This is a genomic window from Pedobacter steynii (genome assembly GCF_001721645.1).
GTDB lineage: Bacteria > Bacteroidota > Bacteroidia > Sphingobacteriales > Sphingobacteriaceae > Pedobacter > Pedobacter steynii_A.
In genome coordinates this window covers 4,958,269-4,979,506 of the sequence record NZ_CP017141.1, presented here as the reverse complement: position 1 = coordinate 4,979,506, position 21,238 = coordinate 4,958,269, and the positions used below count along the sequence as shown (strand labels likewise).

The following is a 21,238-nucleotide window of genomic DNA, read 5'->3' as shown; positions in this document are numbered from 1 at the left end:
TTTTGATTAAAACGTTACTCTTATTCCTTTTTCATCAATTAATGGCCCATTTATGGCTTCATATTCTGCAAGTGCGGTACGCAGCATTAATGGATAATTCCTGGTGTCCGCATAGGTTAACCCTCCGCCAACGCCGGGATTAAAATCAGTTTTGCCGCCAAAAACCTGCATCATAAATTTGAATTTAGTTACGCTGAACGGTCCAAAAAAGCGCACGACTATAGGCCAGTAGATAGGTTCTTCCAGGCGATTATCGAATTTGATCAAACATCTCATACGAGCAGGATTAAGCGTTGTACCCTCCACATTTACTTTTACAAAATGCTCATTGGGCTGCATTTCAAGATACAACCGGGGAGTCTCTGTTTTAAGTTTGTCTAAATTGTAAATTACTACTTTAACGGCTGCATCAACTTTGCCCGCAGCGAGAACAGTAGGCAAAAGTTTATAATCCTTATTTTCAGCAGCTGTTGTACCTGATGAGGGTTGTACATTAATTGGCCGGTCATGACCAGTAGCCTGTCCCATAATGCGCATAGTAAGCGATACGGTGTCCTGTGCACGGGGCGAACGTAAAGCGAAAGTAAAATAGGTGCTGTCCTGATCTGTACTGAAATAAGCTGTAGGCATGGCGTCAAATGTAGGCACCTCCTCCTCTTTACAGCTCACCAACAAAGTAGCTGCAAATAAAAAACAGATAAAATATTTCGTTTTCATTTTTTTAATAGTTAGGATTAAACTCAAGTTCACTTTGCGGCTTAGGTAAAATATATTGGGGGACGGTAATGGTTTTATTATAAGGTGCGGGTAGGGTTGTTCTATTGATCCGCTTGTTATAATAAAAAGTTTGCCCTTCGCCCAGAAATTCCTTTTGGTATTCTTTTGTAATTTCCGCCTGAAGCAATTGTGGGGTAGTAATGGTTGATACAGTCAGTTCAGGAATATTTCTCCCCATGCGTACTTTGTTCAAATAACCCGCTCCGTCTTGTGGGGTAGATGCGGTTTCTGCCAAAATATAATACATTTCAGATATCCTTAAAAGAGGAATGGTTTGATCTAAACGCGTAGAATCTACAGAAGATTGTTCGTCTTCCGCGGTCCAGGTTTGCCAGTATTTAGAAGGAAATGTGCCACCATTAGAAGCCTCAATTAAATAATTATAGCGATGATCGGTAGAGCTGTTTTCGTAAATGGCCTGAAACTGAGCTACTGTACGGGTAAGCGCGGTATTGATAGAGCTGTTAAATTTAAAATAATCTTCAACCCAGGGCAGCATATCTCTGGACCGGATTGCAAAAACCAGTTCCGTAGAAAAAAGACGATCCTTAAGCCTTTCAGTACCTGATAATGCTGAAGCTGATACAAAGGGGAATTTGTTCGCATTTACCACTTCTCCCGCTGCTGTAAAAGCAGCTTGCTTATCCCCTTTATAAAGCAATATTCTTGCTTGTAAAGCTTTCAAAGCGTAATAGTTCATTTTAAATTTTCTGTTGGTCGATGCAGACAAAATAGGATCTACTTCTTTTAACAACGGTAAAGCCTCATTGATATCTGCCAATGCTTTTTCTATCACCTGGCTGGTGGTAGAAGGGACAGTTGCTTTTTCGCTCATTATGGTTTGATAAGGAATGGCTTTCCGGCCTGGCTCATTGCTAAAAGTAGCTCCAAATAAACGCAGCAGATCGAAATGCAGATAGGCGCGTAAGCCCAAAGCTTCTCCGCGAATAAGCTTAGCGCTTTTGGGTGATAATACATTTGCATTTTGGCCTGAATGGGCAAGTATATTATTCAGACCAGCAATAGCAGTATACGTACTTGTCCATATTTCGTCTATATAGGTAACTACAGCGTCGTCTGTATACGTAAGTGAAATGGTAGTGGCATACCGGGACCCGGGGCTCGTATAATCTTGTGCCAGCGCACTAACAAAGCCGTATGACAAATAATCCCCATACATTTTCCTGGCTCCCATTTGCGAGTAAACGCCTGTGAGGGCTTGTTTAAAGCCAGCTTCGGAGGTGAACATCTCTTTTTCACTTATACTGGATTTAGGTTCTACCTGGAGATATTTTTTACAACCAGGAACAACCAGGGTGGTAATGATTAACAAGGTTAATATGATAACTATCTTTTTCATGTGATATATTTTTAAAATCCTGCTCTTAAAGACAATGAATAGGTACGGGCGAAAGGATTGTCGGTCCCCCGCTCAGTTGCAATGGTACTTGTCCGGAAAACATCGTTTGTAATGGCGGTAACCATTAAGCTCCTTAAGCCTAAACTGCGCAGCAACGCAGGCTGATGTCTAAAATTATACGCCAAAGAAGCAGAAGATAAATTGATCAGGTTGTTATCCTGTACAAATCGTGAAGTCGTTCTTGTGGTTATATAGCCTGCGCGTATCAATACTGGTGTCCTAAAATGGCTTACCTGACCAGGTGTACTCCAGCCTAAGTCATAAATTCTTCTGTCTACATTTAAACCTGGCGCTGTATTTTCTATCTTATCAGCCATGGTTTGGTTATACAGTTGCCCGCCAAACTGATAATTAAATACCAGGTTTACTTCAAAGCCTTTTAAGATAAACATCGAGTTAACGTTTCCGTTCCATTTTGGCTGAGCAATACCAAGCGGAACTTTGTCAGCAGCATCCCAAACAAGCGTTCTGGTTCCATCCAACTTCAAAAAAACCTCATGCCCTGTTGCCGGATCAATGCCTAAAGAGCGTACGCCATAAATAGTCTGCATGGACTCGCCTTCTCGGAATTGGATATTTGGTGCGGTTTGGTCTGTATTTTCTGTACTATTAGCCGCTTCGATCTGCTCATTGATATTCTTAAACTTATCAGAGAGCTTACTTAAGATGTTGTGATTTGAAAAGCCATTGACACTTAAATTCCAGGATAAATTATTCGCCCTGTTCTCTAATACTTTGACACGGGCAGAGAATTCAATGCCATTATTAGTGATATAGCCTAAATTTTCATAATACTTGGTAAATCCCGAAGAACTAGGAATGGACACTGGTGAAATGGCCGATCGGTTTTGCTCGCTATAAACATCTAAACGTACATCAATACGCTGCTTCCAGATCGTTGCCTCCACGCCAAAATTAGTTTTATACACATTCTGCCAACTTAATAATGGGTTTCCTAAGCTGTTTATGCTTGCGCCCAGTTCGTCATAATAAGAGGTATTTGTACCAAAATTATAGCGGGTCTGGGCGGAGTAAGCAGGAATATTTAAGGATCCTGTTGAACCATAAGACGCACGAAGCCTTAACCTGTCCACAAAAGAAATCGATTTAATGAAAGATTCGTTATGAAGGTTCCATCCAATACCCGCAGACCAGAATGTTCCAAATTGCCTGTCAGCTCCATACTGTGAGGAACCATCCCTGCGAATGGTAAAATCCGCCAGGAACCGGTTGTCAAAACTATAGTTTCCGCTATACAATAACCCTAATCTTCGAGTTGTACTTTCATCACCAGTTGGTTTGCTGTTTAACTGATATTGTGTGGCAAATAAAAGGTTATCCAGGCGATCATAAGGAAAGCCTTCAGCAACTACGCTATAAAAAGAATTGGCATTGCTGGCCAGATTAAAGGAAGCATTGTTAAAAATCTGGTGTCTGCCTAATGATAAATTATAACTGGCCGTGGTGATGCTTTCGTAACTATTCGATTTACTACTTCTAGCCGTGTAACTTCCTCTTCTGCTGAGATCATTTTGGGTAAGAAACTGGCTGTCTTCTGCCGAGAAGAACTGATCTGTAGTGCCACTTTGTTTATTCAGACTGAAATTCGACTCTATAAATAAACCTGGTATGATATTATAGCGTAAGGATAAGTTATTTGAAATGCCAAAAGTTTGGTTTTTATTAACTGAATGAAGTGAAGCATCCGCTAAAGGATTGCCATAGGTATTTAGGATGGTCGGCAGATCCTGAATAAAAAGAGATTCGTAGCTACCCTTAAATAAGGAACCGTCTGCATTATACGGAGACCAGTATGGATTTAATCGCGCATACTCAGCGAAACTGCCGTAGGGAGATTCGTTACTGGTATTTTGGAAAATACGGATTGAATTTCTAAACTGGAGCTTCTTCATCAGGTATTGCAAATCAAACTGACCGGCAATATCATTGCGGTCCTGACCCTTCATGACCCCAGATTGAAAATCAGTATTGCCCTGAAGCCCGTAACGAATGACCTGGTCACCACCAGAAATGTATAATGAAGTACGGTTACTGGTTCCGTTTTGAAGCGGTAAGGTTAACCAATTTGTATTCACCCCACTCACCGCGGCCATATAACGCTTATTGTATTGCTGGTCCAGTTCATATTGCGTATTTGCATTGTTATCCGTTGCGGTATAAACCTGAGCCCGTTTTTCAAAATCTAACTTTTCGAATGAAGAAAGCCCCAGATTGTAATCCGACAAATCAGGTGTGGTAAACCTGAAATCGTTATTTATGGTCACCTGAACCTTCCCCGGTTTGGGCGCAATGCTGGTTACGACCAATACACCATTCGCGCCGCGCGATCCATACAACGCAGTTGCGGAGGCATCTTTTAATAAATCAATCCGCTCAATCAAATTGATGTCTAAATCCACTAAACGCTGGATAGAAACTTCAAAGCCATCCAGGATGATCAGCGGTGCGTTTGGATTGGCGGAGAGATCGCCAGTTAGATTGGGCAGGGAGTTCGTTCCACGCATCTGGATATCTGGTATTTGGTTAATATTCCCCCCTGTGGCATTGTTTGCAATAATCCTGAAAGATGGATCCATCGCTGATATACCCGCAAATATATTCGTCGCGCTTATCTTTTTTAATTCTTCATTGGTGATGGTACGGGTAGAGCCGGTAAAACTATCCCTGTTCCGCTGAACAATCCCTGTACTGACCACATTAACGCCTTCCAGTTCCCCAACTAACGCAGTCAATATAATACGGCCAAGATTTGGGACTGCTTTCAATTCTCTTTCTTTAAATCCCAGATAGGTAATTACCAATATGGCTTTGTCGTCCACATTGGTTAATATAAATTCTCCGTTGGTATCTGTTTTTGTAATTCTGTTTGTACCTTTTATTTTAACGGTAGCACCAATTAGTTTGTTTCCTAACGAATCAACAATTTTACCTCTGACATCAATCGACTGAAATCGGGCAACAAGGTTGTCAAATAGAGACTTTTCCTTTTCACTAACAATGATCGTTTTATTATTCAGCTCATAAGTAAAAGGCTGTGCCTCGAAGCAAATTTTTAACACCTCTTCCAGTTCTACATTTTTTACCTGGAGAGAAACTGGTTTTGATTGTTTAAGCAGGTCACTGGGCAGGACAAAATCATATCCGGTTTGCTTGCGGATTTCTTTGAACAGTTCTGTCAGACTTGCATTTGATTTTGACATACTGATCTTTTGCGCTTTGGCGGCAAACGCGATTTGAATAAAAGCAAATAGTAGTATGATACAAGTAAAATTAATCCGCATAAGCCATCTTTTACATTTCGGATTGTGATATAATTGTCGCCACAATGACTTCATTATGGTATCCCGGCCACAGCTGGTTAAGCCATGCCCAATTGTATAGTAAATTTTATACATTTGTTTGCTTTGGTTAATGATTGAAAAATTTGTGTTTAGTCGCATGAAGTTCAGATTAACCGGACATTGATCGGGGGCGGTTCGAACGCCTCCGGTTCTTTACCAGTTAACCTCATTTTGTAAAACTAAGGCATAACGGTAACCCTCCTTCCTTCAACTTTAAAGTGCACACGTTTGGTCAGCTCAAGCGCTTTTAGAATTTCAGTGATATTTTTTGATCTGGAAAATGTCCCTACATACTCTTTTTCAGAAATATTGCCCTGATACACCACATCTACATCATACCAGCGTGAAATCTGTCGCATAATTGTTTGGATATCCTCATTGAAAATGAAATCCCCGTTTTTCCAGGCAAGCGACGATTCGGTATCCACTTCACTTACTCCTATCGTACCATTTATCCATTCAGCCTGCTGTCCCGGCATCAGCTTTTTAATACCCGCTTTACCTGAAAGATCAGTGATTTGCACGCTGCCCTCTACCAATGTAGTTTTTATACCGGCCTCATCAGGATAGCAATTGACATTAAACTGGGTCCCGAGCACCTTCACTTCCTGATGAGCACTTTTAACTATGAACGGATGCTTTTTATCTTTCGCTACCTGAAAATAGCCTTCGCCAACCAGCTCAACAGTTCTGCTCATTAATCCTAAAAACGTTGAAGGGAATTTAAGTGTGCTGGCGGCGTTTAAGGTTACTTTTGTGCCATCCGGTAATTCGATATGATACTGTCCGCCACGGGGGGTACTTATGGCAGAGATTTCAGAACCTTTTGCGTTGATGCTTCCTATGACGGCACCATCGTTATAAGTCATTTCCGAAGCTTTGATCACAATGCCTGATTTGGCATCACTTAAGCTGATTTTTTTGCCGTTGGCTAATGTCAGCACAGCTATATTTTTTCCAGCGGAGACATCATTGGCGTACAGCGATACAGCTTGCTGATCAGCTGTTTCTTTTTTAAACGTAGAGAAGTACCAACCTGCCCCTATGGTCATTAATAAAACAACTGCTACAGCGATCCTTGGCCATAAACGATAATTTCTAAAAGGGGCCGGATCTGCCAGATCCAGTTTGTTCCATATATCAGCCTTCATTTCATTGAACTTTTGTTCGGAAATCTGCTTGATATCATCCGGAATATCTTTGTTGTAGGCCCTTTTAATCCATATTAACTCGTCCGGCGTACAATTGCCGGCAAGGTACTTTTCGAATAGTTGGCTGGCTTCCTTTTTATTCATAACTCTTAACACTATTAGGCGCGTATATAGTTATGAAGATTGAAAATGTCTTTTGTGTTAGATTAAAATGAAATAATTAATAACAAAAGAACAAATAGCCCTTTTTTACACTTTCACGCATGATTTTTAAAGCATTACTGATTTGTCTTTTCACGGTATTGTCCGAAAGATTCATTTCTTCGGAAATTTCCCGGTAAGAATATTCATGAATTCTGCTCAATTCAAAGACCCTTCGCATTTTTGGCGGAAGTTTACTTAACCCATATTCCATTTTTCTGGCAAATTCTTTTTCCGCAATCGCATCGTCTGTACTCGTAACCGCACATTCCATCTCTGTTAGTAATGTGGAGAGAAACCTGTCTTCTATCTTACTGCGCTTGAACTGGTCTAGAATCCGGTACCTGACAGCAGTATACAGAAATGAGGAAAGTGAGGTGTGAATGTTTAGAACCGGATGTTTTTCCCACAACATCTGAAAAATGTCCTGAACAACGTCCTGAGCAATATCTTCATCCTGCAGCATCCCAATAGCGTGTTGTAAAAGAAGCGACCAGTATCGCTCATAAATTTCAGCATATGCAGTTTTGTTACCTTTCTTTAAAGAAAGGAGCAGTTCCAGATCTGAAGATTTATGCTTATCACTTTTCAATTTTGTCCCGAAATAATAAATTTAGAGAGTTAAATTGTTCAATGTTAGTGAATATCTATGAATTATGGTAATTTTTAGTGATTGTTGATCGCCTTACTTTGATTTATTAGCTCTACGGGGCCATCTCAATCATTTGTGAAACTTCATCTGCAGCAGCCTCATTTTTACCCTCAAAACCAGCCACGCTAAATCGCACTCTCCCTAAGACGTTGTATTTCTTTACATCAGTCTTGACGACAGAGCTGATGCACCAAGGCCAAGTCACGAAATCAATCCACAAAAAATAAATGAAGCATTAAGCTTTAAATAATTAATATTTATTCATTTTTATATGAATAAAACAGGCGAAGTTTTCCTATAGACCACTTCGCCACTTTTAAACTAACTTATTAAAGAAATACTGAGCAGAACCGATTTTAACTAAGCCTATTATCATTCCAGATACCCTGATAAGGAAAGTTGTCCCAGAAACCAAGGCAGTTCCTAATCCCCCATTTCCCTAAAACAGTACAACTATCAATTCCCGCGGCCTCTTCTGACCGGCTGCGCCCCCTGTTCATGATTGCCTTTCGAATAATCCGGAGCAGCCTGCATACTTCCAAACCTGTAGCTCAAAGCCAGCGAGAATGACCGGTTATAATGCCAGCTGTTGCTGGTACTATTGAAGGTCGAAGCCGATGTAAAACTTTTTTGAAGGAACCTGTTTTGAAATGGATTATTAATACCGAGCGTAACACTTGCTTTCTTATTCAGCAGCTCTTTGCGCGCAGAGAAACGGTAAGTATAATTCGCCGAGCTCCTGCCCTGCAGGGTAACATATCCATTGCTGTAATCGCCGGAAGCCTGAATGGTATAACCCGATGAAAACACATAGGCAGTATTAAAGTTAAACGAGTAGAAGTTGGCGTCATTTTTTACATTCAACGCCTTGCTTTCAAACCACACATGATAAAATTCCGCGCCAGCGCTTAAAGACCAATTGGGATTGAGCTGTAAACTGGTAAAGACGTTGGTCCCTAAACGCCTGTTTGCAGCAATATTCCGGGAAGTCGTCCTGGATATTCCAAGGCTGTCCAGTGTACTGAGGGATTCAATGGCATTGCGGTTTGAATTGAAATAGACACTGCTGTTCAGACTGAATCCCGAGGCCGAAGTATAGCCATATCCGGCTTCCAGCATCCTTGTAATTTCCGGCCTTAGATTTGGATTGCCATAAGTCAGGTTTCTAGGATCGCTTGCATTGACATAGGGGTTCAGGTCCCAGATCCAGGGGCGGCGGATACGTTCGGTATAATTCAGTTTCAGCTCATGGAACTCACCAAGCTTTTTGGTGATGAGCATGCTGGGAACAAAATTGCCGAACTTCGCCTTAAACGAAGGAATAGGCCCCTGGAAACTCCCACCCAGATTGGTACTTTCATACCGTAGTCCGGACCGGAAAGCCCAATGATTTTTGGTTTCAAACTTAACACTGAAATATCCGGCAAAGATATTTTGAAAGTAATTCATGGTATCCGAGCGGCTGGGATCTTCGGTCAGATCGACCGAGGATGGATTGTTGCGGTTATTGAAAACTGAGTATGCGCTTTTTGACTGGGTACGGCTATATCGTACACCGGTCTCAACAATATTTTTACCGGCGTTTCCCAGGGGATGTACATAATCCGCCTGCAAACTCTTGTCGTTGCCACTACCTCTGTTGGGGCTGGTCTCCCTAAAAGAGCGCTGACCTGTAGGCAGGTATTGCTGGGTCAGATAATCAGACTGATCATTGGAAGGGCTGTATTGACCGATCAATGACAGCTCCTGCCCTACTTGTCTGAACTTTTTCTGATAATTAAGAGAAAGATCAAAAGTGGTAAATTTACCATCCTGATTGCTATTTTGGTTGTATTCGCTGGTACCCTGAGGGCTATTGTAAAGATTATAGAGCTTGCTTTCTACCGGCCAGCTGCCATGCCATAACGAAACAGTAGCGCCAATTTTCTGAGTCGAATCAGGTCGAAACTCCGTGCTAAAGTTTCCGTAAGCACCTTTGCTGCGCGTGACGGACTCATTGCGCTGAAAGAGATTACCGATTTGCTGCCCCTCAAATATCGTCTGCCTGCTCAATTCTGAGAGGCTCCGGTTTCTTTCCCTGTTTGAATTCAGGGAAAGATTGAAATTGAATTTCCCGGCAGCTACATTTAACCCCGCAGCAGCGCTCTGTTCAAGATTACCACCACTGATATCAACGTTCCCGCTGGTTCCCTGCATCTTCTTTTTCGTAACAATATTGATCACGCCTGCGGCGCCTTCCGCTTCATATTTAGCCGAAGGCGTAGTGATCACCTCAATGGATTCAATGGAGGATGCCGGAATTGTCTTTAACGCTTCCTTTAAATTTTTCGCAAGGATAGTAGACGGAAGTCCATTCAACAATACTTTAATATTGGAGCTGCCCCTCATTTTAATTCCGCCATCGGCATCAACCGTTACCATAGGCGCCTTCCTAAAAACATCTGAGGCAGATCCCGATTTATTGCTGACGTCTGAAGAAGCGTTGTAAATGATCTTGTCTCCCTTATTCTGGATTAAAGCCTTCTTACCGGCAACGGTTACCTCTGACAGCATCCCAGGCTGCTGATGCAGTGCGATACGTCCGAGATCAATGGTACCCCCTCCCTTTAAAGTAATTGCCGAAGAAGTATAATTCCTGTAGCCCATATAAGAGGCATTCAGGATGTAATTGCCGCCATTTGCAACTTCAAAAGTAAACGTCCCATTTTGGGCACTGGCAGCTGTTTTAATTACTGCCCCCTTATCAGACGTTAGAATGAGCGTGACAAAATCCAGCGGTTTGTGAGTTGCCGAATCGACCACTAATCCACTGATGATTGAAGTCTTTTTACCTGTAGCAGGTTGAGCAGGAACCTGGGCAACAGCAAAAGGCTGATGGATGGCCAGCATAAAAAACACAGCAAAGCAAATGCGTAAAAAATAGGTTAACATATTAGAAATTCAAGTTTTAAACGCCCAAAGAAAATCATTCAAGGCGCCTGACAAGAAAATACATGACCAAGCCGGCCATTTACATGATGAACAACGTTGGTCATGTATTCTTGGATCGTTAGAAAAAAAAACGGATCATTGTCACACAACAAAATGATTAGCCATGGCAGAGAAACGAAAATGGTACCAAAGCAGGTATATACAGGAAGCCGGGTTCTTTATTGCGATGTTCATTCTTACGATGTTGCATGAATGGATTCAGATCGATACCCTTGCCGGCTTCATTAAAGGACTGGCGTTTTTTCTGGTGCTTTATTTGCAAGCTAAGGTACATCGCTACTTTGTATTTCCGCTGTACCTTCAAAAGCGTTTCAGCTCCTATGCAGTAGTCACCATTCTTTCCACCCTGGCAGGAGCGACACTATTATACACGTTGAATTATTACCTGATCGAGCCGGATTTTTATCACCGCGGAAGCATTTGGTTCTGGATCCTATACCATTTTGTCATTTGCCTGATCAGTACCATCACCATCATGTCCCTTTTTCTGATCCGTCAGTTTGCTATTGAGCTCAAGCAACGTAGTCAGGACCAGCTGATGATGAGCGAGATGAACATTAAGTTTTTGCATGCGCAGCTAAACCCGCACTTTTTCTTCAATATGTTCAATAATCTGTATGGCGTCAGTCTGACGGCCCCTGAAAGAACCCCACAACTAATTTTAAAGCTATCCAACCTCATGCGTTATCAATTGGAAAACGGAAATAAGCCCCTTGTAAGCATTGCTGAAGAAATTCAGTTTATAGCCGATTACATTGTGATGGAAAAAGAGCGCATCGGAAAGCGCTGTGAAATCTCATTTTCGTTTCCCAGCGACCAGGCAGCACTCAGCAGGTTCAGGATTGCGCCGTTGATTTTGATCACTTTGATAGAAAACGCATTTAAACATAGCCTGACGATTACCAGAAAGTGGTCTGTAAAAATCAACATTGAAATATCCACTGAATCGCTGGTCGTATGCGTTACAAACTCCCTACCGGATGAGTCCCTTACAGATAGCTCCACCGGAATCGGACTGGGAAACATCCGTCAACGTCTTGAATTGCTGTACAAGGACGGCTATCAGTTTGTAACCACCGAAAATGAAATGGAATATAAAACAATTTTATCCATCCAGTTAAATCGCCTCTGAAATGCCAAAGCCACTAAGCTGTATCATAGTTGATGACGAAGAGGGGGCACATCTGGTGATCGGTCATTATCTGGAAAAAATGACTACCCTTTGTCTTTCCGGTGGATTTTATAACGCGATAGAGGCGATGAACTTTTTGTATAAACATCACGTAGACCTGATTTTTCTGGACATCAACATGCCTGGAATGTCCGGTCTGGAAATGTTATCCTCCATGTCCAAACCACCCCTTGTGATTCTAACGACGGCATATAGCCAATATGCGTTGGAAAGCTATAAATACCAGGTTGTTGATTACCTGGTCAAGCCCATTGAATTCCCCCGCTTTATGACTGCCGTTGACCATGCTTTCAACAGATTAAAACCTGCCCCTCAGCAAACCGCAATTGATCAGAGCTTCATTGTCCCTGCTGTAGATCACCTGATGCTAAAGGTTGAAGGCGACTTTATCCGGGTCATATTCGACGACATCCTGTATGTTAAAAGCTGGGGAAACTATGTCCAGGTACACACCGGTAAACACACCTACTTAAGTCCGATCACTACCACTGAGATCGAGCATAAGCTGGATAGGTTACGTTTTATCCGGATCCATAAGTCCTATATAGTCGCACTGAGTCGTATACAAAAAATTGCTGGCGGGCAATTACTCCTGGAAAATGATTTCATCCTGCCAATCGGAAACACCTTCAGGCGAGAACTGCTTGAACGCTTCCGTTAATAACGACAGCGCGCACTGGGAGCGCCATACCGACCGAGATATCATTCAAAATGCCTTTAGGGGCAAGCGACTGCCTCAGATACTCTGGATCACGCTCAGTGCTTATCCATAAGACAATAAAGGAGGGTATGACAGGGGCCGCAAGTGACGCTCCAAAGATCCAATATCAAATACTTACCTTAATAATCCTGAAGGGTATGCGATTTGCCATCCTGATCAGTGAACTCAAAGTCAGGAGCATGCAGCCAAGCTGGCGGCCACTTTGCTCCGAAATGGAGGGGTCGCTTTGAAATATATACTTAACAAGAAGGAATGACATTTGATCAAAAGAATTGAATAGTAAGGAGGATTGGCAGTATGCTGCCAACCTCTCCGTACAAGTTATTGCTATAGCGAAAGCAAAGGAATATTTGAAGAACGGGAAATTCGCAGGTTTCATACTTGAAGATACTGTGAAAGAATATGAGGTGGAACTGGCGAAATATAAGGAAAAATTAAAGTGATAATTAGCAGCCCAACACAGGCTGTACCGCGAACGTCGTACAGCCTGTGTTGGGCTAACCGCACCACACGGTTGGTGTTGATATTTTTGGTAAAGGACATCCTCATATATCTCCTGTTCATAAGCTGATCTGCTACTGCCCGGGAAATATTGTCGCTGTCCATAGACACGCCATTGCTTACCTTCCTCCGGTAATCAGCGTTTTTCCAATCAACGAATTACGAGAGGCTGGACTGAGTTTATCCAGCGCACGTTTCATTTCCTCTTCTGTAAAATCCCGGCGCAGGTATTTATAAATGATGTAAGCATTGATATCAGAATTTGGATTTTCCGCAAGCCAGGTTCTGGCCAATGCTATCTTTTTCGCATCTACTAAAGGATAAGTGGCACTTGATCGCCTGACAAAAGCAGTATCCGACATTAGGCCATCGTATGAACCGGTCTTCATCGCCAACATGATCACCGTATCATTCTCACGTTTCTGGCGAGACAAAATGGGATCATTTTGCTGAATATGATCGAATCGAAGCCAATCCTTCATAAAAGGTTCGTCACCCGACAATGTAGCTTTTTTCAATTTGCCACGTTCGCCCTTTAAGGAAACATTTCCCGCATCCAAATAAAAGATGCGGCTTTCAGGGCTTTTCCCAACCAGGCCTACACGTAGTACATACAAGCCTGCACCTGGCAGTTTACACTCAAACGCAAAAGCATTGTTGCGCACCTTCGCCGTATCATGGAACTGCTGCTTCATCATGTCTGACAGGATCACTTTTGTACCTGCTGTTAATCCGGAAAGCTCCCCTTCAAATTTTAGGATCTGCGCATTGCCCGCCAAGGCGACTGACATTACTATTGCTAAAAAAAAGTATTTCATTTGTTTCTAAATTAAATTTGAGGACAGCCGCTTATTTATTACCGTGTTTCTTAATGATGTCCTGAAGCATGGTTTCACTCAGCTCAAAACCATTTCCGCTATAGCGAACGATTCCCGCTGGATCAATCAATAGCATATGTGGAATGCCCTGTACCTTGTAGTCTTCCCAGGCTTTTGCTTTTTGCATCATGCTATAAAATTCAACCGGAGCACCCGCTGAAAAAGAATAAACTTCCCCCGGATCTTCATCTGTAGTAGCCGCTATAAAAACAACCTGATCTTTGTACTTATGATGCAGCTCGTTGATGTGCGGAAAGCCAGCGATACAAGGTTTGCAAGAGGGTCCCCAAAAATCAAGGGCAACAAATTTACCTTTCATGTCCGGAACCTCAGAAAGCCATTCCGCCACTTTCAGCACAGGCGCTTTCATACCTGCAAGCAATTGTCCATTTTCCTGCGGCGCTTTGGCTATAGCCGGTCTTTTTTTTACAGTTGGCTTTTGCTTTGATTGTCCATATGCGTATCCCGTTGCCAGCATCGCAGCCATCGTTATCATTACTTTTATGTTCATTCGCTTAAATATTTAATGTTATTAAATTAATGCTCAAAAATTGAAGCTTATTTAACAGGTATGCTGAAGAATATTTCTGAAGGAGGAAGGCATTGTTTGTCATTACAGACCATGAATTTGACTGATCCTTTTACTGTAGCCTGTTTACCTTTTAGTTTCACCTTCTGTTGGAAAATGGCAGTAGTTTCAAAGTAGCTAACCTCCATCATGAATACAGGCTCAAACTTCTTAATCGGCTTTGGCTCTATGGTTCTGCCCACCATATCGTATAATTTAGAAGCCGGGAAGTAGAAAGAAGTAGCCACAGGGCCTCCTTCACCAACATTTTGAGAATAGAGGTGCCAACCCTTCTCCAGACTTGCTTTGATGTATAGTGTTGCTTCAGTAGCACTCATTTTTTTTGCCACATAACTCCAGGTGATCGGTTTAAGAATCTGACTGTAGCTACTTGCATTCAACAGAAAAACGAGTGCAGTTAACATTAGGGTCCGTTTCATGATATCTTATTTTAACTTCTTGCCAGCTCTATCATTTGAGATACTTCTTCTGCAGCAGCTTCCGCTTTTCCTTCAAAACCCTCAATGTTGAAGCGAATTCTGCCATTCCCATCGATAATAAATTTTGCGGGAATTCCCTTTACTTTAAATGAGTCTGCAGCTGGACTTCTTTTGGTCGACTGATCTACCAGATCCATGTATAGATCAAATTTATAGTCGCGTTTGCTTAAAAAGTTTTTAGCATCGGTCAAAGGATCCGGAACGTTGTCCCAGGTATGTATAAAAAGAAACTTAACATTCGGATCTTTCGCATAGCGGTTTGCGGCCATTTGCATAGCAGGGAATGAAGCCACACAAGGACCGCACCAGGTAGCCCAAAAATCCAGCACAATCGTTTTGCCTTTAAAATCAACTAAAGAAACTTTTTTTCCGCTCACATCTGTTACCGTAAAATTTGGTGCAGATTCGTTGATCATTAATTTTGAAACATGCGTTTTGATCTTATCTATGAAAACTTTTTGCAACCCGGCAATGTAGGCATCAACATCCTTTCCTGGATTTAATTTTGCATAGCCCCTTCTCACCTGCTCCATATATTTTTGCTCAAACTTACCTTCTTCTACCGCTTTTGATAAAATAGGTAATGCCTCCTCATATTGGCCTTTTAGGCTGGATAGGAATGCATAATTCTCGATAAGCTCAGCATCTCTTTCTTTTATACTGTTATAGGCTTCAGAAGTATATTTATAAGCCTCATCATTTTTACCTGCCTTGAAAAGTAGCTTACCATAAATATTGATGTAATCGTCATAAACAGCTTTAGGATCTACTTTCAAAGGTTCGCTTAACACAGTCCGGCCTTTCATTTTTTTCGCTTCGGCTAATTCGCCCGTAGCAAGATCTAAAGCTTTAGCGTTGTCAATTGCTGCCATGAGATCAATGGCCATTACCAGGGCCCTCAACCTAAATACAGGATCTTTCATCGCATTTATATATTGAAGAACTTTAGTTGAATTCGGTTCTTCAGCATACATGCTGGAAAGCATACTCTTTTCCATGTCTAAATTTACTTTGGGGTAAGCTTTAATCATGGACTGAAGATGTGCTTCTATATTTTCAGCTCCTTTAACTTTAAGAAAAGAAACCATTCTTTGCATTCTGGCAGACTGACTATCGGGAAATTTTGTAAGCAGACTTTTGGTTATCGCATCCTTTTTAGCTGCATCATTATTGTAATACTGAATCAAAAGATCCATGTCCTCCGCAGTACCATTTTCCAGGTCCTTTATCTTTGTCTGCAGAATTTTTTGATCTTTTTCAGTTCGTAAAGCCTCTAATTTGGGATTACTCTCCTGTTCTTCTTGCGCCATGATACTTAACGAGCAAAGCATCACAATAGCTAAAAATAGTTTTTTCATATTTGTTTTTTTTATTTTTTAATGAAGATTAGCTTTAATAGGCAGGATGGACGGATGATTGTCAGACATCCTCACCTGGCCTTATTTCCCAGCCATTAAACGTTCAATTTGCTTATCCAGATCCTCTCCCCTCAGATTCTTTTCCACGACTAGTCCGTTTGGATCCAGTAACCAGTTTTGCGGGATGGCATCTACCCCATAAAGCATCGCAGCTTCATTCTTGTTGGCTTTTAAATCGCTGACATGTATCCATGGCATACCATCCTCTTTGATTGCTTTCAGCCATGCTTTCCTGTCGCCGTCAATCGAAACGCTGACTACATCAAAACCCTTGTCTTTCAATTTTTGGTATGCTTTAAGCACATTCGGATTTTCTGCACGACACGGCCCGCACCAGCTGGCCCAAAAATCGACCAACACATATTTGCCCCTTAAGGACGAGAGTTTTACCGGCTTGCCTGCAGTATCAGGTTGCACAAAGTCCGGGGCTGGCTTACCAATAGAGGTCAGCTTAGCTGTAGCCAATAATTTCGCCCATCTTTTCCCCTCGGCAGTCTTTTTTATTGACGGAGACAATTTTGTAAACAAAGGTTCGAGTTTGCGGTCATCTATAACACCAGCCAGATATTCATCCAGCATTGCCAGCGCAATAGGAGAATTCGTGTTTTTTGAGATATAGTTGGGATACACCGTGTTATTCATGGCTTTAAATATCACCTCAGACTCGGCAAATAATGCTTCCTGCGTAGCACTGTCTTTTGCTTTTAGTGCAACATCATATTTTTTGTCGATGGCATCCATTTTAGCCATATAGACGTTCAATGCAGTGCGGACTTTATTATACTCCAAATTTGCTTTTGTACCTGTAGCGTTCGCTTCCCTTAGGGTTTTATGATGCGCTACAGCAACCTGGGTTAAAGGACCAACAAAAATTTTCACATCCCCACCATATGGTCTATGGCTGATGTTCAACATGAGCATGTGGTCAACCTTTCCTTTTAAAGTATAAGTTCCGTTCTGCACTTTTGCCGAGTCCATAACTAAGTCGCCCCCTTTCAGGAAATAATAATGGACATAACGACCATTTGCTAATGTGCCGTTTAGTTTCCCCTTTACTACAAAGGGTTTATCTTGCGCGTATGTTCCTGTCATATACAGGCAGAGCAGGGTAAGAATTATCTTCTTCATCATATGTTTTTAGTTTAAAAATTACTATGCAATGCTTATTTAAGTAACTTTGATAGTGCTGCATCTAAAGCTTCACCCTTAAGGTTCCTTCCGACAATCTTGCCATCCGGATCTAGCAGCAGACTTTGTGGTATTTGCTTAATCCCGTAATTACGTGCCACATCACCTGAAGCATCAAGAACCAACGCCCAGGTGAGCTGATCCTCTTCTATTGCTTTAAGCCAAGGGCTTTTTTGCCTATCCAGGGAAACAGCAAGTATCCGGAAGTTTTTGTCCTTGAACTTGCTGTATGTCTTTTTCAGTTCCGGATGTGTTGCTCTGCAGGGACCACACCAGCTCGCCCAGAAGTCCAGCAAAACATAAGTACCTTTAAAGGAGGCCAGTGATATTGCCTTTCCTGAAGTGTCGGGAAGTGAAAAATCAACAGAAGGTTTACCTATATCAAATCTTAGAGCGATGTCTAAAGTTTTTCTAAATTCGATGCCATCTACAGTATTCTTTATCCTTTTGCTCAGACTGCCAAATACTTGCTGAACGTTCTTCGGCTTCATCCTTACAGAATGATAGGACAGCTTATCAAAGCCCACATAACTGTCGGGATATTTTTTGATCAGTTTCGCAATATCTTCCTCGGTATCCATGCCAAAGTTCTTAGGATCCTGTTTACGGCTACTATACTCCGCATAGATTTTTTGCTCTTTACCTCCGGTTATTTTAGACTTTCCATCTTTATCAAATTCAACTGATGTAACACCCTGGTCCAGGTAGAAGAACGCGACAGGCCCCTCTTCATTTTCAGATGAACCTGCTGCTTGAGGGCTGATCAAATCTAATACCACGAGCGCAGACCTTCTGGCCTTACCTTTAAACTCAAATAGCCCGTTTACAATGCTGACCGTGTCATGTTCAGAACCATCTTCCCCATAACCCAGGGCAACACGTGTTGCAGAAATACCTGGCGCAACCTTGCCTTTAATATTAAAACTAATCTGTGCGACCACCGATGTCGTCATCAATGAGGCAACCATTAAAAAAATTATTCTTTTCATCTATTTTTATTTCTATCTATTATACGATTAGGTTATCGTGCTGATTATTGGATAAACTGGGCAAGTGCTTTTTCCAGGGCTGTGCCACGAAGATCTTTGGCAATAATTTTACCGTTTGGATCGATCAAAAAATTCTGTGGAATAGCGGTGATGGCATATGAGGTGGAAATACCACCACCATTTGCCCTGTTATCCAGTACCTGTGTCCATGGCAGTTTGTCTTCTTTAATTGCTTGTATCCAAAGGTCTTTCTTATCGTCAATCGAAACACTAAGAATCTCAAAGTTTTTGGCCTTGAATTTATCATAAGCAGCCATCAGTACCGGATTCTCCGCTCTGCAGGGAGCGCACCAGCTTGCCCAAAAATCAAGTAATACATACTTACCTTTATAAGCAGCTAATGATATTTGCTGTCCTTCTGGTGTGGGAAGTGTAAAAACATAAGCGTCATTACCAATTTTAGCCATTTTGCTTCCCTCCTCCATTTTCTTTAGTGCCTTATACAAGGTGTTTCCCTGTACAGGAGCTCCCAGTAAGCTAAGCATGCTTTCAAACGTATGCGGATCAAGACGGCTTTCAAATTTTGTAAGTTCCAAACTGTAATAACTGTTTGGATAACGTTTCACAAAATTAATCTTCAGCTCAGCAATTTGTTTGAGCAATTGCTCTTCAGCAGGGGTAATTACCCGTGGCGTCGGCTCCTGTTGTTCAGCCTCAGAATCGTCGTCATTTTCAGCTCGGCTCGGCCGGCTTTTCTCAAGGATGGCGTCCATGTCTTTATTGAGCGCGTTTAGCTTTTTTCTGAACGCCTCGTAAAGATCCTGTTCCTTGCTTCCTGACACTTTTGCATCTTCCAGAGTTTTACCTGTGATCGTTACATTCCCTTCTAAGAAAAAATTACGTACCCCCATTAAACCCCGCTTTTTAAAAGCAAAAGCCCAATAAGCGGTATCTACCATTGTCAGTGTTGGATGATAAGGCATGGTCTTAATGGTAGCCTCTGTGGGGAAGCTTGTACCTTTGAATTCAAAGGTACCGTCCTTCGAAAGCTGTTTTACCGTTTCTCCACGGTAATCCATGACCACGTCAACCGGATCATTGATACCAGATAGTTTTCCCTTAACGACAAAGTTCTGCGCCGAAGCCAAAAAAGCTGAAAATAGGAAGCCCGATAAGATGGTTAATCTTTTCATATTCTTTTATTTGATTCATGGTTGTGATATAGGATCACTGCATAAATGCAGCGATCCACAAAATCTTTTTGTTAGTCGTTATCAATCAGTAAAGGATGCTGTGAAACGAGTTTTTTACCGAACTTCAATACCAGGCGATCCGGCGTTAGCGGATACGTTTCAACTTCAGCGCCGCTAGCTGAATAAATTTTATGGGTTTTATTGATTGTATTGCCATATAAAGGATCGTTCCACAAACGGCGCATATCATACCATCTCATCCCCTTTAAAGCAAATTCCCGGATCCTTTCCTCCAGGATAAAGCGAACCAAACTCTGCTGATTACCCGCAACAAGTGCAGGAACTGCAACTTCGGACTCCGGCATTCGATTAGCCCTTAGTAATTGCACATCGGCTATTGCACCGCCCAAATCATTCGCACGTGCCTTTAACTCAGCTCTCATGAGATACATATCGGGAAGGGAAATACCCACTTCAGCTCCGAATCTAGGATAACGTCTCATTCCGTTCTTAAAAATCACCGTCCCAAAAATTTCCGTATCTGAGTAAATCTGCAACCTGTAGTCCGAGGGATCATAAAGTGCTGCGGTTTCGGGATTGAAAACGAATGAATTTGCAGAAGAAAGCGTTAAAGTGGGCATATACATAGTTAGCACACTTTCTTCACTTCCCCCATTGGATTCAAACGGCATACCCGCGGGGCCAAAAGCCTGGGGATCTGAAGGCTGCCAGGATCCATCCGGACTAAGTGTCTCATTATAATCATATAAACCCACTGGTCTCGTCGCTCCTGTTAAAGCGCTAAAGGCTTTATCCAGGTGATCGCTGGAAGCGGCATAATCGTGTATATAAAGATAAACTCTGGCAAGAATGCCTTCAGCGGCAGCTTTCGATATTTTAAGGGGACTGGAAAACGGTTTTGACAAGTTTGGCAAGGCCTCAGTGATGTCTTTAATGATGAAATCATAAACTTCCTGCACAGTTGCTCTTTTATAGTCTGTTTTTATAACATCAGCACTGGTAATAATTGGAACACCTAAATCAGCGGCAGCCGTTGTTTTATTATAAGGCTTTCCAAAATCATTTAGAAAGAGTAAATGACAAACCGCTCTTCCCACCTTTGCTTCAGCCAGGATCTGTGCCTTTTGCTGTTCCGTACCACCAGTGGAAGCTCCTATCTCATTAATGATTTTATTAAAGACATAGTTCGACTGAAGATAGCCCATTTCAGGAAAATCATCCGGCTGTAAGGCATCGCCTACATACTTGAACAAGCGCTGCCTGTATATTGAGGCTCCACTAAAATAATCCCTCTGGGCGCCAACTTCGTCTCCCAAAAACCGCGCAGCTTCTGAAGGGTCAACTTTAGTCGTATTCAATAGCGCTTCGTAATCCTGAGTTGTCTTTGCAACGATGACGTCTTTGGGTTCTACTTCCAGATAGTCCTTTTTACAAGAAGTTAAGATTAAAGTTACTGTAGTGAGGAACAGTAAAATATATCGTTTATTTGAAATATACATAATTTAAATTTTATCA

Annotated in this window: 17 protein-coding genes; 3 read left to right on the top strand and 14 right to left on the bottom strand. The window is 41.9% G+C overall.

Annotated elements, in window-relative coordinates; translation table 11 throughout:
- Positions 1-6: 6 nt before the first annotated feature.
- The 6 genes from BFS30_RS20590 to BFS30_RS20565 all read right to left on the bottom strand — a co-directional run bounded on the left by BFS30_RS20590 (position 7) and on the right by BFS30_RS20565 (position 10,494).
- A complete protein-coding gene (locus tag BFS30_RS20590) occupies positions 7-717 on the bottom strand; it encodes a DUF4843 domain-containing protein (RefSeq protein ID WP_069381019.1) in 711 nt (236 codons plus the stop codon).
- A gap of 4 nt (positions 718-721) precedes the next feature.
- Positions 722-2,137: a RagB/SusD family nutrient uptake outer membrane protein gene (locus BFS30_RS20585; RefSeq protein WP_069381018.1), complete on the bottom strand. Its 1,416-nt coding sequence runs from the start codon at positions 2,135-2,137 to the stop codon at positions 722-724.
- Positions 2,138-2,148: 11 nt separating this feature from the next.
- On the bottom strand, positions 2,149-5,418 hold the full coding sequence (locus BFS30_RS20580) for a SusC/RagA family TonB-linked outer membrane protein (protein ID WP_069381017.1): 3,270 nt from the start codon (positions 5,416-5,418) through the stop codon (positions 2,149-2,151).
- A 320-nt stretch (positions 5,419-5,738) separates the two neighbouring features.
- The gene (locus BFS30_RS20575; protein ID WP_069381016.1) at positions 5,739-6,854 is read right to left on the bottom strand and encodes a FecR family protein; all 1,116 of its coding nucleotides are present in this window, start codon (positions 6,852-6,854) and stop codon (positions 5,739-5,741) included.
- Between the two features lie 76 nt (positions 6,855-6,930).
- Complete coding sequence (locus tag BFS30_RS20570; protein WP_069381015.1) at positions 6,931-7,503, bottom strand: RNA polymerase sigma factor; 573 nt, start codon at positions 7,501-7,503, stop codon at positions 6,931-6,933.
- 516 nt (positions 7,504-8,019) lie between these two features.
- Positions 8,020-10,494: a TonB-dependent receptor domain-containing protein gene (locus tag BFS30_RS20565; protein WP_069381014.1), complete on the bottom strand. Its 2,475-nt coding sequence runs from the start codon at positions 10,492-10,494 to the stop codon at positions 8,020-8,022.
- A 163-nt stretch (positions 10,495-10,657) separates the two neighbouring features.
- Between BFS30_RS20565 and BFS30_RS20560 the strand changes: the two genes are divergently transcribed.
- The 3 genes from BFS30_RS20560 (at position 10,658) to BFS30_RS27805 (ending at position 12,910) form a co-directional block, all read left to right on the top strand.
- Positions 10,658-11,686: a sensor histidine kinase gene (locus tag BFS30_RS20560; RefSeq protein WP_069381013.1), complete on the top strand. Its 1,029-nt coding sequence runs from the start codon at positions 10,658-10,660 to the stop codon at positions 11,684-11,686.
- A gap of 1 nt (position 11,687) precedes the next feature.
- The gene (locus tag BFS30_RS20555; protein WP_069381012.1) at positions 11,688-12,407 is read left to right on the top strand and encodes a LytR/AlgR family response regulator transcription factor; all 720 of its coding nucleotides are present in this window, start codon (positions 11,688-11,690) and stop codon (positions 12,405-12,407) included.
- A gap of 332 nt (positions 12,408-12,739) precedes the next feature.
- Positions 12,740-12,910: a hypothetical protein gene (locus BFS30_RS27805; RefSeq protein WP_157262987.1), complete on the top strand. Its 171-nt coding sequence runs from the start codon at positions 12,740-12,742 to the stop codon at positions 12,908-12,910.
- Positions 12,911-13,087: 177 nt separating this feature from the next.
- Here BFS30_RS27805 and BFS30_RS20550 read toward each other — a convergent pair whose 3' ends face one another.
- The 8 genes from BFS30_RS20550 to BFS30_RS20515 all read right to left on the bottom strand — a co-directional run bounded on the left by BFS30_RS20550 (position 13,088) and on the right by BFS30_RS20515 (position 21,222).
- On the bottom strand, positions 13,088-13,786 hold the full coding sequence (locus BFS30_RS20550) for a DUF4369 domain-containing protein (protein ID WP_083252143.1): 699 nt from the start codon (positions 13,784-13,786) through the stop codon (positions 13,088-13,090).
- Positions 13,787-13,817: 31 nt separating this feature from the next.
- The gene (locus BFS30_RS20545; protein ID WP_069381010.1) at positions 13,818-14,357 is read right to left on the bottom strand and encodes a TlpA family protein disulfide reductase; all 540 of its coding nucleotides are present in this window, start codon (positions 14,355-14,357) and stop codon (positions 13,818-13,820) included.
- Between the two features lie 47 nt (positions 14,358-14,404).
- Positions 14,405-14,854: a protein-disulfide reductase DsbD domain-containing protein gene (locus BFS30_RS20540; RefSeq protein WP_069381009.1), complete on the bottom strand. Its 450-nt coding sequence runs from the start codon at positions 14,852-14,854 to the stop codon at positions 14,405-14,407.
- A gap of 11 nt (positions 14,855-14,865) precedes the next feature.
- The gene (locus BFS30_RS20535) at positions 14,866-16,272 is read right to left on the bottom strand and encodes a TlpA disulfide reductase family protein (protein ID WP_083252142.1); all 1,407 of its coding nucleotides are present in this window, start codon (positions 16,270-16,272) and stop codon (positions 14,866-14,868) included.
- Between the two features lie 81 nt (positions 16,273-16,353).
- Entirely contained in the window at positions 16,354-17,463 is a 1,110-nt protein-coding gene (locus tag BFS30_RS20530; protein WP_083252141.1) for a TlpA disulfide reductase family protein, read from the bottom strand.
- A 32-nt stretch (positions 17,464-17,495) separates the two neighbouring features.
- A complete protein-coding gene (locus BFS30_RS20525) occupies positions 17,496-18,509 on the bottom strand; it encodes a TlpA disulfide reductase family protein (protein ID WP_083252140.1) in 1,014 nt (337 codons plus the stop codon).
- A 44-nt stretch (positions 18,510-18,553) separates the two neighbouring features.
- A complete protein-coding gene (locus BFS30_RS20520; RefSeq protein WP_069381005.1) occupies positions 18,554-19,702 on the bottom strand; it encodes an AhpC/TSA family protein in 1,149 nt (382 codons plus the stop codon).
- Between the two features lie 71 nt (positions 19,703-19,773).
- Positions 19,774-21,222, bottom strand: a complete 1,449-nt coding sequence (locus BFS30_RS20515; RefSeq protein WP_069381004.1) for a RagB/SusD family nutrient uptake outer membrane protein — start codon at positions 21,220-21,222, stop codon at positions 19,774-19,776.
- Positions 21,223-21,238 lie beyond the last annotated feature (16 nt).